Source organism: Shewanella sp. ISS20, from assembly GCF_056522965.1.
In genome coordinates this window covers 710,624-725,855 of record NZ_JAWRZK010000001.1, presented here as the reverse complement: position 1 = coordinate 725,855, position 15,232 = coordinate 710,624, and the positions used below count along the sequence as shown (strand labels likewise).

The 15,232-nt window shown below is 45.8% G+C and carries 12 protein-coding genes and 1 pseudogene; 4 read left to right on the top strand and 9 right to left on the bottom strand.

What is annotated here, in order from left to right; translation table 11 throughout:
• Positions 1-329 precede the first annotated feature (329 nt).
• Together kdsB and AC1HDP_RS03210 are read left to right on the top strand one after the other, a co-directional pair.
• Entirely contained in the window at positions 330-1,067 is a 738-nt protein-coding gene (gene kdsB, locus AC1HDP_RS03215) for a 3-deoxy-manno-octulosonate cytidylyltransferase (RefSeq protein ID WP_479637650.1), read from the top strand.
• A gap of 49 nt (positions 1,068-1,116) precedes the next feature.
• Positions 1,117-1,410, top strand: coding sequence for a DUF2897 family protein (locus tag AC1HDP_RS03210; RefSeq protein WP_479637649.1), 294 nt, complete (start codon positions 1,117-1,119; stop codon positions 1,408-1,410).
• A 167-nt stretch (positions 1,411-1,577) separates the two neighbouring features.
• Here AC1HDP_RS03210 and AC1HDP_RS03205 read toward each other — a convergent pair whose 3' ends face one another.
• From AC1HDP_RS03205 to dapA, 7 genes are all read right to left on the bottom strand, one after another.
• Positions 1,578-2,705, bottom strand: coding sequence for an agmatine deiminase family protein (locus tag AC1HDP_RS03205; protein WP_479637648.1), 1,128 nt, complete (start codon positions 2,703-2,705; stop codon positions 1,578-1,580).
• Between the two features lie 140 nt (positions 2,706-2,845).
• Complete coding sequence (locus AC1HDP_RS03200) at positions 2,846-3,319, bottom strand: NlpC/P60 family protein (RefSeq protein WP_479637647.1); 474 nt, start codon at positions 3,317-3,319, stop codon at positions 2,846-2,848.
• A gap of 178 nt (positions 3,320-3,497) precedes the next feature.
• Positions 3,498-4,415: a M14 family metallopeptidase gene (locus AC1HDP_RS03195; RefSeq protein WP_479637646.1), complete on the bottom strand. Its 918-nt coding sequence runs from the start codon at positions 4,413-4,415 to the stop codon at positions 3,498-3,500.
• 107 nt (positions 4,416-4,522) lie between these two features.
• Positions 4,523-7,636, bottom strand: a complete 3,114-nt coding sequence (locus tag AC1HDP_RS03190; RefSeq protein ID WP_479637645.1) for an efflux RND transporter permease subunit — start codon at positions 7,634-7,636, stop codon at positions 4,523-4,525.
• The gene (locus AC1HDP_RS03185) at positions 7,633-8,757 is read right to left on the bottom strand and encodes an efflux RND transporter periplasmic adaptor subunit (protein WP_479639813.1); all 1,125 of its coding nucleotides are present in this window, start codon (positions 8,755-8,757) and stop codon (positions 7,633-7,635) included. The genes AC1HDP_RS03190 and AC1HDP_RS03185 overlap by 4 nt, the downstream gene beginning before the upstream one ends.
• A gap of 277 nt (positions 8,758-9,034) precedes the next feature.
• On the bottom strand, positions 9,035-10,126 hold the full coding sequence (gene bamC, locus AC1HDP_RS03180; protein WP_479637644.1) for an outer membrane protein assembly factor BamC: 1,092 nt from the start codon (positions 10,124-10,126) through the stop codon (positions 9,035-9,037).
• The gene (gene dapA, locus AC1HDP_RS03175; RefSeq protein WP_479637643.1) at positions 10,126-11,010 is read right to left on the bottom strand and encodes a 4-hydroxy-tetrahydrodipicolinate synthase; all 885 of its coding nucleotides are present in this window, start codon (positions 11,008-11,010) and stop codon (positions 10,126-10,128) included. Before dapA ends, bamC begins: the two co-directional genes overlap by 1 nt.
• A gap of 172 nt (positions 11,011-11,182) precedes the next feature.
• Between dapA and AC1HDP_RS03170 the strand changes: the two genes are divergently transcribed.
• The gene (locus tag AC1HDP_RS03170; RefSeq protein ID WP_479637642.1) at positions 11,183-11,710 is read left to right on the top strand and encodes a glycine cleavage system transcriptional repressor; all 528 of its coding nucleotides are present in this window, start codon (positions 11,183-11,185) and stop codon (positions 11,708-11,710) included.
• A gap of 20 nt (positions 11,711-11,730) precedes the next feature.
• Positions 11,731-12,204 carry a thioredoxin-dependent thiol peroxidase gene (bcp, locus tag AC1HDP_RS03165; RefSeq protein ID WP_479637641.1) on the top strand — a complete coding sequence of 158 codons (474 nt, stop codon included), beginning with the start codon at positions 11,731-11,733 and terminating at the stop codon, positions 12,202-12,204.
• A gap of 406 nt (positions 12,205-12,610) precedes the next feature.
• On the opposite strand, the pseudogene AC1HDP_RS03160 reads toward bcp, so the two are convergent.
• A pseudogene (locus AC1HDP_RS03160) lies at positions 12,611-13,707 on the bottom strand (ISAs1 family transposase).
• A gap of 424 nt (positions 13,708-14,131) precedes the next feature.
• Positions 14,132-15,223, bottom strand: a complete 1,092-nt coding sequence (locus tag AC1HDP_RS03155; protein ID WP_479637640.1) for an AI-2E family transporter — start codon at positions 15,221-15,223, stop codon at positions 14,132-14,134.
• Between the last annotated feature and the right edge of the window lie 9 nt (positions 15,224-15,232).

Sequence of the window (15,232 nt, the reverse complement as noted above, 5' to 3'; positions counted from 1 at the left end):
TATTCGAGTGTTCTAATAACCTGCCTAGTGCAGGTTTTTTATTGGCGCGGTAAGGCCAACTTAAGCTTACCAACAGCCGTGCTCCTAGGGTTTGGTAGTACCGACATAGAAAAATGGTTACACATGCAAAGCGCCGCCTATCTCATGCAATATGGCTAATTCTGTGTCTGTGGTATGGTTGAGAGAGCAAGATCACAGATGAATTAGTTAAGTCTTTCTATCTGCGAATGTAATCCCGCACTACTTGCGCCAGAGCGCAAAGCAGTTTACGCTCTGGGCAAATTTTTACAGGGCATTATTGTCCTTTCATTCAGTACAAAGGTATTTGTATGGCAGTCACACTGATAATTCCTGCACGCTTCGGCTCGAGTCGTTTTCCAGGTAAACCTCTGGCCCCTATTTGCGGCAAGCCTATGATCCAACACGTTTACGAGCGCGCCTCGTTAGCCAAAGGATTAGATAATATTTATGTGGCCACTGATGATGAGCGCATTAAACAAGCGGTAGAAAGCTTTGGCGGCAAGGTCGTGATGACTGACAGTAATGCTGCATCAGGTACAGATAGATTAGAGCAAGCAGCGCAAATTCTGAATCTTGCAGAAGATGAGCTGATCATCAATCTGCAGGGCGATCAGCCAATGATAGACCCTATCTGTATTGAGCAGCTAATTAGCCTGTTTAACGCCAATCCAGGTGAATTTGAAATGGCCACCTTGGGCGTTGAAATTTTCAGTGAAGAGCAGCGTAACGACCCTATGCTGGTAAAAATGGTATTTGATAATCAGCACCATGCCATTTATTTCTCGCGCAATCGTATTCCTTATGGCCGCGACACCAACGACTATCCTGTGTATAAGCACTTAGGTATTTATGCCTATACCCGCCGTTTCTTACACACCTTCGCGACCTTGCCTGTCGGCCGTTTAGAAGATTTGGAAAAATTAGAGCAACTGCGCGCTCTTGAAAATGGCCACAAAATTAAAATCGCCATTGGCGCTTTTGATTCGCCAGAAGTGGATACTCCATCGGATATTCGCAAGTGTGAGCAACTGTTAGGCATTGATTAATATCGCAAGTATTAATCTGGATGTTAGATGTTGGTAAATAGGATGAACTATGTCTGATTTGGAAGTCATTTTAATTATTGCACTGGTGATAGGTGTTATTGCTAGCAATCTCGCCGTACTTAAATACAGTGCCAAATTCAAGATGACCCAATTTGGACATAAGCCTAAGGGCACGCAAGTTAACTTGCTGCGCCCCAATGAGCCTGAAACCGAGGCTGAAATGGCAGTGACTGAAAAAAAAGCGACTAACAACTCTGACGCTGACAACAAGGACTGCGCGACCCAAGATGACGGCGTTAGCAAAGATGGCACTAAGTCAGTTGATGGTAAGCAAAACCACTAAAGACTACTTATCCGCGAACACCATTGGTTGTCGTTAGCTAATCGTTCGCTAACCGTTCGATAGCCGCTTGACCGACATCGGCATCCAATAAAGCCCCGTTCGGGGCTTTATGTTTTTTGGCTTAAGCTTAATGTTAAGGTGTTGAATTAGCTTATTATCCCTTTAGCTTACTCGTGAAGCTTGCTACTGATGGCTGTTGTTGAGGGCTGTTGCTGAGTAGTGCAGTGAATACCACCGCCCCCCGCCGCAATGCCATCTATGTTGATTTGTACGACTTGGCGCTCAGGGAACAATCGCTGTAATTCATTAAATGCCAGCGCATCAGCCTTAGCATCGCCAAATTCAGGGGCGATGACAGCGCCATTACACACATAAAAATTAATATAACCTGCGGCAAAATCATCATTAGCATAAGTTTCGCGAATATCTTGCGGCGCTGGCAATACTACTATTTCCAATTTGCGCCCCGCAGCATCCGTCGCTGCGCGTAAAATCTCAATGTTTTTAGTAGTAACGGCATGATCGAAAGACTCAATATCTGGATCAAATCCCGCCACAACTACGCCAGGGCGCGCGAATCTTGCATAAAAATCTGTGTGACCATCGGTAATATCCCGCCCCTTAATGCCTGGTAACCAGATGATTTTATCCAGTCCTAATAGACGTTTAAGCTCAGCCCCAACCTGCGCCTTACTAAGTCCTGGATTGCGATTATCATTAAGCACGCAGCTTTGCGTAATAATAGCTGTGCCTTCACCATCAACTTCAATACCGCCGCCTTCAAGGATTAACTGAGTGGTTATTAAATCCACATCGGCGTTATCCGCCACAAAAGCGGCAACACCCGCATCTAAATCAAAATCTTGCTTCTCACCCCAGCCATTAAAGTTAAAATCAATGGCAGCTTCGTCGCCACTATCATTAAGCACAAATACAGGGCCAATATCGCGCATCCACAAGTCATCAAGGGGGCATACTATTAACTCAACCTTATCACCCATTAATTGCTTGGCTACAGCAAAGTCTGACTGGCGCACTAGCATAGATACGGGCTCAAACTTAGCTATGGTAAGCGCTATCGTCGCTAAATTGCGCTGCACTTCTGGCAATAACTTTTTGCCCCAAACTTTGCGGCTCGCGCCAAAAGCCATCCAAGTACGTAAGTGCGGCGCACTCTCATCTGGCATAAACCAAGCCTTGTTGTTACTCATAGCCCACAACTCCTTTGGGCCACAGAACATAGTGACCGCACTGATAATACCGAGTGATTGAATAAAGCGGCGCCGAGTGGCCATGCTATGAGTCTCCTTAACTGTGATTGAAAGTAGCGAGTTAGGATAAGCGAAGGGATAAATGTAAAGACTAGTGGCAAACAAGCATTCGCGGGGGAATGCTTGCTTTAGCGACTCGCTAACAGGCCATGATATCTATGCAGCTAGATGCGTGAAATTCGCTTGGCATTCCAATACTTAGATGCCCAATAGACATTATGCAGGCTTGAAATTTTCACGCCTTGACTGGTGGATACATGCAAAAAGTTATCGCTACCCACATAAATTCCCACATGATGAGTGCTTTTACCTGTCTTAAAAAAGACTAAATCCCCTTTACGCAGTTGATTACGCGGCACTGTATGCCCCAATCTTTGCTGCTCGCGCACTGTGCGCGGTAAGGTCATGCCGACCATTTTTTCATAGGCAACTGAGACAAAGGCTGAGCAATCTATGCCACTTTTAGTGTCGCCGCCTAATCGGTAAGGTACCCCATGCCACTCTGAATGCAACTGCGAAATATTGTTATCATTCCATACTGATACTGGCGCTACGGGTTTGAGCTTAGGCTTAGGTTCTGGTGCGCTAGCACATGCGCCAAGACCTAAGGATAAGATAACTATTAATATTTTTTTCATCGAGTCCATCTTCACCTTGAGCCATTCCATACTCTTATCTAATGGCCAACACCACAGATAGAGAGGTTAAGGGTTATCAGATTATTTTCAATAGGTTAACAAGCTTAAGTCTACTATGACAGATAAAAATAAAGCACGCATTAATGCGTGCTTATGACAGTCTCCACAGGTTAACGACTTAACGGCGTGTCAGCACAAAATCTATGGCGGCTTTAACGGCAGCCGCTTGCGCTTGATTACACTCTAAGGCCGTAGCACTTGGGCTATCTGGATACACTTCGGTGGTGGTGCAAAAAAGACTATTAGTTACGCCAGCGCACAGCCCTAAGGATTTCACCGGATAATTAATCACGCCAGGCTGCACAACATCAGCGCCAATAATCTGCCCGTGTTCATCACTTGGAGCTATATGGGTAACGGCGCGTACCGCTTGAATGATGGCTGCTTGAAAATCAGACTGAGGATTTTCACTGTCCCCCACTAAATAAAAACCATCAGGGATGGTGCCAGGCTCAGTGTTTTTGCCATCGCGCGCCGCTAATGCTGGGCGAAACTCAGATTCATCGGTATCTGTGGTTTCATGCAGGTCAATATGCATAGTAAATTCATGACCTAATTGTGCCAAAAGCGCCATAACCGCCTTAGCTTCTTCACTATGGCTGTCTTGGCTAAATGAGCGATTTGGGTCAACGGCATTGGGCGCCCAACGATTAATGGTTTCATAACCCCATGGGCTGATGCATGGGAACATTAACCAGTTAACCTGAGTGCCATAGCTCAGGCCATGTTCGGCGGCAAATGCTAAGGCGCCATGGACACCACTAGTCTCATAACCATGAACGCCGCCTGTGATCAGTACACACGGCTTATCGGTTTGCCAGTGGCGACTCTTAATCGCCCATAAGGGATAGCGCTCAACATCAATGGACAGAGCGCCATAATTAATCAAGTCAAAGTCTGCACCTAATTGACTTATTTCATCAAGCACGTCTTTATACGCGCGTTTAATTTGACATGACGCTAGCCAAGCTTGGCGCTCAGCGGCGCCCCAAGGGGTATTGACAGTACCAATAGGATAAAAAGACACTTGAGTCATATAAATGAATTCCTTAAAAAAACTGTCCCTGAGCATACCCATAGAGCGGCCAAGGGACAATCATAAATGCCAAAATTCATTGCTGATTAAGTGTGATGACGGCGTATTTACTTTTCAACCACGCCGTTTTCGTCAGCAAGTTCGGCCTCTAACTTAAGGGCAACATGTTGCGGTGAGTTGCCATGCTGGCCCACAAAGGCATAAGCCACAGGCACCACCCACAAGGTAAACACTGTGGCCACACTAATACCTGCAAGCACAACAACGCCAATCACAAAGCGAGTTTCGGCGCCTGCGCCGGCGGATAACACTAAGGGCACAGCGCCGGCGGCCGTAGTAATGCCTGTCATTAAAATCGGTCTTAATCGCTGCATCGAGGCTTGCAAAATGGCTTCTTCAAAAGGCACTGCCCTATCACGCAATTGATTGGCAAATTCCACAATCAAAATACCGTTTTTAGCCGCTAAGCCCACCAGCATGACTATGCCGATTTGGCTGTAAATGTTTAGGGTCTGCCCAGAAAAATACAGCCCTAATAAAGCGCCTAAGGTAGCTAACGGCACAGTTAACATAATCACTAACGGGTGAATAAAGCTCTCAAACTGCGCCGCTAACACTAAAAACACGACCGCTAACGCCAAGATGAACACAAAATTCATGGCTGAACTCGACTCTTGATAATCAAGAGATTGCCCCTTGTAACTGATAATGGCCTGCGCGGGTAAATGAGTGGCGGCTAATTCATTCATAAAGGTTAAGGCTTCACCGAGACTGTAATCTGGCGCTAAGTTAGCTTCTAAGGTAATGGCGCGCATACGGTTATAGCGCTTAAGATCGGAAGCATCCGCAAATTCAGTCACTTTCACTAAGTTAGATAGCGGGATCAAGTCATCGGTGCGACTTGAACGCACATGAATATTGGTGAGATCTGTGGCGGTATTTTGTAAATCACGGCGCCCTTCGACTATCACGTCATACTCTTCGCCATCACGCATAAAAGTCGTGACTAAGCGAGAGCCCAGCATAGATTCTAAGGTTCTGCCGATATGGGATACGCTCACCCCAAGGGCGGCGGCGCGCTCGTTATCAATGACCACCCTAAATTGCGGTTTGGTTTCTTTATAGTCATGATCAAGCCCAACCAACCCAGGGTTTTTAGCAGCGTGCTCAAGTAAAATATCGCGCCAACGAGCGATTTCTTGATAATCGCCGCCCCCCAACACAAATTGCACCGGTTTACCCATACCCCGACCAAAGGCTTGGCGCATCATAGGAAAAGCTTGCACCCCAGTAAGATCCGCAAGGCGAGTTTGAATATCGCCAATAATGGCGTTAGCAGGCCTACGTTGCCCCCAATCTTCTAAGACGATAATCGCCATACCACCAGAAAAATCGGCACTACCGCCCCAACCGCGCGGCGCGCGAATGAGCAGGCGTTTAATATCGCCGCTATCAACCAGCGGCATTAAACGCTCTTCAATCTCATCCATGTATTCTTTCATGTATTCAAAGCTCGCGCCCTGCGGGCCGTTGACCATTAAAAATAACGATCCCCTGTCTTCTTTAGGCGCAAATTCACCAGGTAGGTGTTTAAACAAGTAACCGCTAGCCGCAATCGCCACTATGACTATGATTGCCGTAAACACTGGTACTTTAAATAGGCGCGACAATAGCTGGCGATAGCTATTTTCAAGGGTAGACATCAGGCTATCAATCGATTTAATCAGCTTGGAGTCATGAGATGCGGGCTTTAATATCTTGGAGCCCATCATAGGGCTTAACGTTAAGGCAACTAGGCTCGAGAAAATCACCGCCGCGCTCATGGTAACGGCGAACTCTTTGAATAATTTACCAATATCTCCTTGTAAAAAGGTAATAGGCATAAACACAGCCACCAGCACTAAGGTGGTGGCAATAATCGCAAATGACACCTCTCGGGCACCAAGAAAAGCGGCCTTTAACGGGCTTTCACCTAATTCAATGCGCCGGTGAATATTTTCCAGCATCACAATGGCATCATCCACCACCATGCCTATGGCTAAAATCAAGGCCAATAAGGTAATAAGGTTGATGGTGTATCCCAAGGCGTATAACACAATAAAAGTGCCCAGCAAGGAGACTGGCACAGTTAAAGCAGGAATGAGCATGGCGCGCACGCTACCAAGGAACAGATAAATCACCACTATCACTAAGATCATGGCCATAAATAAGGTGCTGTAGACCTCGTTAATCGAGGCTTCAATAAACACCGAACTGTCATAAGAGCGCTTAATCTCCATCCCTGGCGGTAAGGTTGGATTGATGACATCCACTAAGGCATTAATTTGTCTGGCAACATCTAAGGTATTGGCGGTAGATTGCTTAGACACCCCAAGGCCAATCATGGACTCACGGTTACCACGAAACATTATGCGCTCTTCTTCCGAGCCAATTTCCACCTGTGCCACATCGCTTAAACGCACCAAGTAGCCATCTTTGCCTTCCTTTAACACCAGATTGGCAAAGTCTTGTTGAGTATGAAAGCCGCGCTCTAAGCGCACACTAAAATGACGGTCTTGCGACTCCACCGAACCTGCGGGCAGTTCCACGTTTTCACTGCGAAGTGCATTTTCTATATCGCTAATTGTCAGTTGCCGCGCCGCTAACGCTTGTCTATCGACCCAAATACGCATGGCATACACTTTGCCGCCACCTAACTGAATTCGGGCGATGCCATCAACCACAGACAATCTATCGACTAAATAGCGATTGGCATAATCCGTGAGCTGCAAGGTATCCATGTTGGCGGCTACTAAATTAAGCCACATGATAGTGTCATCATTACTGCCGGCTTTTTGCACTTCAGGGGCATCGGCTTCTTGCGGCAAGCTTTCAAGGGAGCCTGCAATCTTATCGCGAATATCATTGGTCGCCGCTTCAATATCTCGGCTAACATCAAATTCTAAGGTCACGCTCGAGCGGCCATCACTGCTCGATGAGCTAATATGGCGCACGCCTTCAATACCGCTCACCCTATCTTCAATCACTTGTGTAATACGGCTTTCAACCACTGAGGCACTGGCGCCGCGATAGGTGGTTTCGATGGAAACTATCGGTGGGTCGATACTTGGGTATTCGCGCAGCGGTAATCTATCAAAGGCCATCAAACCAAAGAGCACCAAAAGGATGCTAATTACCGAGGCTAATACCGGGCGCTTGACTGAAATGTCGGTCAACATCATAGCGCAGCCTCCCCATGAATCTTAACCGCGCCCTTTACACTCGGTTTTTCAGGCGTGTTAGTGTCACCTTTTACAGCGCTAAAGCTTTCTTGCGCTTGCACCTCGACCGCCATCGCTGGGCGCACTTTGAGTATGCCGCGCGTGACTAACACTTCACCCTGCGCTAAGCCATCCATCACTTCAACTGTGCCGAGTTGACGCAGGCCCAGCTTCACTTGTCTTTGTTCAATCACGCCTAGGCTGTTCACGAGATAAACGTAATGCCGGTCTTGCTGCGGAATAATCGCGCCTTCTGGCACCATAATGGCTTGGCGCTGATCCTTAATTAATTTAACCGTCATGAGCATGCCGGGTAATAACTTACCATCGGGATTGGGCACTATGGCTCTGACCGTCACCGCGCGTGTATTGGCATTAACGCGATTATCAATCAGGGTAACTTTGCCAGTAAATAGCTCGTTATCAAATGCCACCGCAGTAGCTTCAATCACTTGGCCTTTGGATAATAGCTGGATGAAGCGCTCTGGCACGGTAAAATCAAGTTTCACCTGAGCGATATCATCTAAGGTGGTGATGACGGTAGCAGGTGATACCAAGGCACCTTGGCTAACATTGCGCAGACCTAAGCGCCCTGAAAATGGCGCGCGAATTTCACGTTCATTAAGCGCGGATAAGGCTTGATCCAGTTCAGCCTTGGCGGTTTCCATTAAACTTTGCAGCCGATCGCGCTCTAATTCCGCCACAGTTTTATTGGTCACTAAGGTGCTAATTCGGGCTAATTCCCGTGTTTGCTCGCTCAGTTTAACTTTGGCGGCAGTCACTTGGGCTTGCTGCTCTGCACTGCGCAATTGCACTAACAGTTGGCCTTGCTTGACATATTCGCCATCGACAAAATAAATACGCTCTATCACTTCTGATATTTTTGAAGTGATAGTGGTTGATTCATTCGCGCCGATATTGCCTAAGGCTTCCACTTCATCACGGACATTTACAAATGTGACATTAGCCACCACCACATTGGGTGTTAATTTCGCGCCTTTGGGCGGCGACTCTGATGGCGCCGGACCTTGGCTAAACCACAAGGCGCCAGCAATCGCTGCTGCAACTACCACAAGTGACATTATTTTTTTCATTGGGCATCCACTGTACTGTGTTTTTTTGCGTTAAGTGCAGCGCTACAGAACGGAGTAAAAATTCAGTCGTCAACGTTTTGCACTTGGAATTGCTGCCAGTGTAATCGTTAACACCTTGATATCAAGTTGTTTTACTTATCCTTACAATTAAGCTTCACTAAAACTAAGTGGTGGATTTTAATCCCAAAAAAAACGCCCATCAGGGCGTTTTAAATAAGGCTTAAGCATTCCTATCTCGCAATAATCAACGGCGATATAAGGCGCATTAACGGACTTTGCGTTTCTCAGACATCATCTTAGAGAAGCCTTGATAAATCTGTTCCATCATGTCGTTGCTTAATGGCTCACCAGAGATATCGCTAAGCTTAATGGCGGTTTCTTGCGGATTGTCAGCGTTTGATAACTGCACGCGATAACTGCCTTTTTTCAGCGGCAGGCTGTTATTACCCCACAGTGTACTCCAGAAACCTGATTCATTGTCAAAGTTAACAAAGAACAAGGATTTAGAGCGATCCATATCCGCAATTTCTAAGCCCATCTCTGGCAGAATGATCCGCAGGCGTTCCCACACTAAATCGTAAGAGGCCTTAGCTAGGAAGTAATCATGCTCAGCTTCCACTAAACCAATTTCAATACCTTGGCTTTGCTCCACACGCTTAGCTTGCGCTGCTTCAGTACGCTTAAGGCTTAGATAAGCCACCGCAGAGTTCAGCATATCAATGGTGTAGCGCTGTTTATCAGCTGCCGTTAACTCAATGCGCTTAATATCACCATCATAAGATTCTTCATGATCAATAAGACTAATCACCAATGAACCGGTACGGCCGTGCGAGCGCACTTCAACATCAAAACGGTATCTTTGCTTTAAGGTATAAATCTTATCGCTACCAAAAAAACTGGTATCCAGCACTTCACTATTTTCAATCCAATCGGTATCTAACTTACCGGCTTGAAAATCTTCAGCGGCAATACCTATGTTTTTAAGTGTTAAGTACTCTTTAAGGGTGCTAAAGATTTCTTGTTTTAAATCAACATTATTATCTATGCTTTCCACCACAACTTTAATGGTGTCAGCGCCCTCTTCAACGTGCGTACCTTCTGCCATAGGCAAAATTTGCAATGGCGGGCGAATATCTAACGCCAGCCCCACCATGTTAGGGTCAACCTTGGCACTGAGCGCCGGGATGTCATACTCACGGCTAAAGCGCGGCGTAACTAACGGCGCAGGCACAGTCAGCATAGGGACAATTTGCGCACTGACATAGTCATCAGTGCCATTGGCATGACGTCTATCTAAGGGACTAGAGCAAGCACTAATCAAACTTAACAACAGCACACTGGTTAAGGGTTTATACATTAAAGAACCTCTATTCGGGCTTTTATCATTGCATTAACAACTTCCTCGTGGAAATTGTCAGAAAGTTGGGTTAGCGGTAAACGTAAATGACCATGACTAATTAAGCCCATACGATCAACAGCCCATTTCACTGGGATAGGGTTAGCTTCACAAAAGAGTGACGAATATAAACCGCGCATTGGCGCATCTAAATGGTTGGCAAGTTCAGTATTCCCCGCTAAGGCAGCGTCACACATAGCTTTAAATTGCGCTGGTGCCACGTTATTAGTCACAGAAATTACGCCATTACCGCCTAATAACATGAACTCACAAGCGGTAGCATCATCGCCACTGAATAATAAGAAGTCAGGGCCACATAGCTCGCGCAGTTGTGGCAAACGTGACACTTGGCCAGTGGCATCTTTAAGGCCAATAATATTGCTCACTTTAGCTAACTCGCTCGTGGCCGCTGGCAATAAATCTACGCCAGTGCGCCCTGGCACGTTATACAGAATTTGCGGAATATCAGTCACAGCAGCTATGGCTTTAAAATGCGCCACTAACCCTGCTTGAGTGGGCTTATTATAATAAGGCGTGACTCCCAGCATGGCATCAACGCCAGTGGAGGCTAACGCTTTAGTCAACGAAATTGCTTCGGCCGTGGCATTGGCGCCATTACCGGCAATCACTGGGATACGACCCGCCACAAAACGAACGGTTTGCGCTACCACAGCAACATGTTCATCGGCCGGTAACGTCGCTGATTCCCCTGTGGTACCAACAGCCACTATGGCATCGGTTCCTTGTTCGATGTGAAATGCTACGAGTCGCTCAAGACTGGCATAATCCACTGTGCCATCACTCAACATAGGAGTAATTAATGCGACAATACTTCCATTAATCATCTGACTTGTCCCCAAGAAAATTGCAAAGGCTATGGTACTAATGCACTTAGCGAATGACAAGCACTGCTAAGGCTATAAAATAGGATAAGTTATGGTAGCATTAGTTCCCTTAGCAAATCCGCTCAATTCTCGGTTTTGCTTACAAAAATGATGAATTATTCGAGGAGATTCCATGACCAACTATCTGGTCGTCACAGCCATGGGTGCTGATAGGCCTGGTCTGGTCAGCAAACTCTCACGGCTTGCTGCCGATTGTGACTGTGACATTATTGACAGCCGCATGGCATTATTTGGCAATGAGTTCACCCTGATCATGATGATGGCAGGCTCTTGGGGCGCGATTACTAAAATCGAATCCAGCTTACCTGAGCTCAGTGTGCAGTTAGATTTACTGACCATAATGAAGCGCACGAGCAAGCATATTCCGCAAAATTATGTCTCACGTATTGAAGTTAATTTTCAAGGTAAAGATGAGCGCGGCTCGATAAAACGTATTACCGAGTTTCTCGCCGAACGTGGCCTTGATATTGCCTCACTGCGTTCATGCTCGGATTCAGACACAGGAAATGTGACTCAAAAAGTGTCGCTAGCTATAAATATTCCTGAAAAAGTTGAACTCGATAAATTAGAGTCGCAGTTACAACTCTTAGCCCAAGAGATGTCGCTAACACTGACAATTAAGCGCATGCAAGGCAACTAAACCTAATTAAAGGACAAGTGATGAATACCTTAACCACAGGCGATATGGCCCCCCTATTTACCTTAACTAACCAACACGGAGCCGCGATTAATTTGAGCGATAAGCTCAGTCACGGCCCAGTGTTAGTGTACTTTTATCCCAAAGCCATGACACCAGGTTGCACAGTGCAAGCCTGTGGACTCAATGAGGTATTACCGCAATTAACCCAGCAACATGTACACGTGATAGGCATTAGCCCAGATCCCGTGGCTAAGCTTTTAAAATTCAGCGAAAAATATCAACTCAGCTTTGATTTAGTCAGTGATGAAGATCATCAAATCGCTGAGGCCTTTGGCGTATGGGGCGAGAAAAAATTCATGGGCAAAGTGTATGACGGCATTCATAGATTAAGTTTCCTGATTGGCCAAGATGGCAAAGTCAGCCATGTCTTTGATAAATTCAAAACCAAAGATCACCACCAAGTGGTATTGCAGCAATTATCAGCACAAGCTTAATTAACTGCAGCGTTAATAGTGTTGTTAACGCCGGCAGTGAATGCTGATAGTTAATGCAGACAAGTAATACAGACAAATAACTAAGGCGCCCATGGGTGCCTTTAATTTATTCGCGCGAGTTTGTTCCCCCTAACAAAGCCTAGCTATATACCGATAAAAATCCTTAGCTCCGAACTGATAGCCACCCTACCAAAACAGTCATAAGCCATTGCTTTTACATCAAAATAGCTTAATCATGTTGAGCATATCAATCCATTGGAGTTCACATGCCTACGGAAATTGTCATTGATTGGCAGCAATGAAAAGTGACTATTTATAACAAGTAATTTGGGCTGAGATTAACGGTGTAAGCAAAAACTAAACACTCATGCTCTCGCCAGGGCGGGATTAAACTTTGTTAAATCACTTAACCAAAGAAAATCTCGCTCCTAAAATCGCCATTCCATGCAGCCTTTCTTATTTTGGTTGGTTTACTGGCTTTTAGCGGATGCTGTTCTAAAAGGTTCAGCACAATACGCCGAAATAGCGCCATCTTCTTCGCGTTTTCACGGTCACCAATCCTTGAACTGTCTTCCCTAAAGCTGACGTCAAGAACCCAATGTTGCTGATTCTCGATGTGCCAATTCTGACGCACCGCTGTGGCTGCAAGCTCGATGTCCAAAAGTAAAGAACTTAAGTAATAATCGGTATTTATGGTGGTAACACCTTTATGTGTTCGTTGACGTTCAACCGCAATGAGCGACTTTGCTGACGGCCACTTTTTCGCGAGCGCCTGCGGCAGCTTTGCTGGAATTTGAAACGTCGTGCGACGCTCCTTACGGCCATGTCCCTTGTCATCCTCTTCGATACTCAATATGTCGACGCCGTCGTTATCCCAGTGAGGTTGGAACTCCACCTCTATGGCCTGCCTAAGTAGAGGTTGGTTGCCTTTTACCGGAACAACATAGTCGCCTTTAGCTTTGATGATTTGTTGAAGCGTTTCCCGCTGGCAGTGAAGTGCATCAAAGGTTACAACTGCATCTTTAATGTCTAACATGTGCAACAACGCCTGAACCGTTGCGATTTCATTGCCTTTAGTCTGTGTATCTTGCTGATACAGCACAATTCCTTGTTCGGTATCAAAGGCTGAAACCAAGTGAAGCGCATTGTTAGCGCCATGTTGATTAACCGCCCCACGCAAGGTTTTGCCGGCAATAGCAATCAATGGCTTGGATGAGGCTTCTCTTAAGCGATGTGCCCAACTAAAGAGTGTCATAACCAGTATTTCGGTATCGATCACTGTAATGATCCGAGCAATGGAATGCCGAGTAGGAATTCCGTTATCAAAATCTCGATGTTTACGCAGCCAAGATAGGTTCTCTTGGCCGAATTCTTCGATAGCTTGCCAGCCCAACCTGAAGCGATAGCGGCTAAAACGAGAAAAATAATATCAACTAAATCATGGTGTAGGTTGATGTGGGAGCGAGGGTCTTCGATGAGTTTTAAGTGTTCAAATAAGGTCATGGATTAGGCTCAATAGAATAATATGCCCAATCAGATCATGCAGATACGAAGAAGTTCCCTACTGTTAACAAAGTATGATCCCGCCCTGATGGAATAAGCTTGCCATTTTCTCGAGACATTCAGCCTCCCCCCTTATATAGCAGCGCACAATAACAGAGTGCAATGAGGCATTGTTATTGCCAGATTAACCCGATCATTTATATAAAACGCTATGTCAGTCACATTAAAATATAAAGCACTATATCGCTATTACATTGTACTCATATAGAGCAATGAATGGAGTCTGGGTCATGCATTCGAGAATTGAGCATGAGTGTTCGCCAATTCAATACCTGCGAATTCGACGCCTAAGTTACCTTTATGGTGAGCATAAAGTAAAGGCGCCCATCGGCGCCTTTGTTTTATTATATTACTCTTAGTGCGGTTATTTCGGTTCAGCTGAGGGCGCAATGGCCTTAGTGTTCACGCTTGATTTAGGCCAAGCATTGATTACCGCTTTAATGAGTGATGCTAACGGAATTGCAAAAAACACCCCCCAAAAGCCCCACAGACCGCCAAACACTAATACCGCGGCAATAATCATGACCGGGTGTAAGTCCACGGCATCAGAGAATAATACGGGCACCAACACGTTACCATCTATGGCTTGAATAATGCCGTACCCTAACATTAAATAACCAAATTCAGCGCTAAATCCCCACTGAAAAAAGGCCACTAGCGCAATCGGTAAGGTCACTAAGGTGGCGCCTACATAAGGAATTAACACAGATAAACCGGTTAATACTCCAAGCAGCGCCGCGTAACGTAAATCCATGACCGCAAAAAAGATGTAACTGGCGATACCAACAATCACAATTTCAATCACTTTACCGCGAATGTAATTGAAGATTTGCTGATGCATTTCCGACCAGACTTGACCCGCTAATTCACGATTATTCGGGAAGAAACGCTTGGCGCCATTAATTAATTCTTGTTTATCTTTTAAAAAGAAAAACACTAATAACGGCACTAAAATCGCGTACACCATCCACACCAATAACGAGGCCGAATAACCTAATAAATGCTTACCAAAATCAAGCAAATGCTGAGTATCAAGTAAGGCCCTGACTGAGTCAATCATGCTACTTAGTTGCTCGGATGACATGTATTGTGGGTATTGAGTCGCAAGCGATTCAGCAAGTAACAAGCCTTTATCGACCATGCGCGGTAATTCAGTCAGTAATGCGCCGCCTTGGCGCCATAAGCTTGGGAGCAAACCTAAGGTGAGTAACACCATCAGTCCAATAAATAACACTAAGACTAATGAAGCCCCAGCCACGCGGTTAATTCCAAGCCGACTCATTTGTGCAACCGGCCATTCCAGCAAAAACGCCAGTACTAATGCCACCAAAATAGGTGCCAGTAAGCCGCCACCGAAATAAATAAATGAAGCCAGCACCACTAATATAAATACCAGAGTGACAGCTTGCGGGTCACTGAAACGATCTTTATACCAATTATTGACAAAACTCAGCATTGTTACTTC

What these genes read in the sequence shown, in the direction of transcription:
- kdsB (WP_479637650.1), top strand. Translation starts at nt 330, where the DNA reads ATGGCAGTCACACTGATAATTCCTGCACGCTTCGGCTCGAGTCGTTTT.
- AC1HDP_RS03210 (WP_479637649.1), top strand. Translation starts at nt 1,117, where the DNA reads ATGTCTGATTTGGAAGTCATTTTAATTATTGCACTGGTGATAGGTGTT.
- AC1HDP_RS03205 (WP_479637648.1), bottom strand. Translation starts at nt 2,705, where the DNA reads ATGGCCACTCGGCGCCGCTTTATTCAATCACTCGGTATTATCAGTGCG.
- AC1HDP_RS03200 (WP_479637647.1), bottom strand. Translation starts at nt 3,319, where the DNA reads ATGAAAAAAATATTAATAGTTATCTTATCCTTAGGTCTTGGCGCATGT.
- AC1HDP_RS03195 (WP_479637646.1), bottom strand. Translation starts at nt 4,415, where the DNA reads ATGACTCAAGTGTCTTTTTATCCTATTGGTACTGTCAATACCCCTTGG.
- AC1HDP_RS03190 (WP_479637645.1), bottom strand. Translation starts at nt 7,636, where the DNA reads ATGATGTTGACCGACATTTCAGTCAAGCGCCCGGTATTAGCCTCGGTA.
- AC1HDP_RS03185 (WP_479639813.1), bottom strand. Translation starts at nt 8,757, where the DNA reads ATGTCACTTGTGGTAGTTGCAGCAGCGATTGCTGGCGCCTTGTGGTTT.
- bamC (WP_479637644.1), bottom strand. Translation starts at nt 10,126, where the DNA reads ATGTATAAACCCTTAACCAGTGTGCTGTTGTTAAGTTTGATTAGTGCT.
- dapA (WP_479637643.1), bottom strand. Translation starts at nt 11,010, where the DNA reads ATGATTAATGGAAGTATTGTCGCATTAATTACTCCTATGTTGAGTGAT.
- AC1HDP_RS03170 (WP_479637642.1), top strand. Translation starts at nt 11,183, where the DNA reads ATGACCAACTATCTGGTCGTCACAGCCATGGGTGCTGATAGGCCTGGT.
- bcp (WP_479637641.1), top strand. Translation starts at nt 11,731, where the DNA reads ATGAATACCTTAACCACAGGCGATATGGCCCCCCTATTTACCTTAACT.
- AC1HDP_RS03155 (WP_479637640.1), bottom strand. Translation starts at nt 15,223, where the DNA reads ATGCTGAGTTTTGTCAATAATTGGTATAAAGATCGTTTCAGTGACCCG.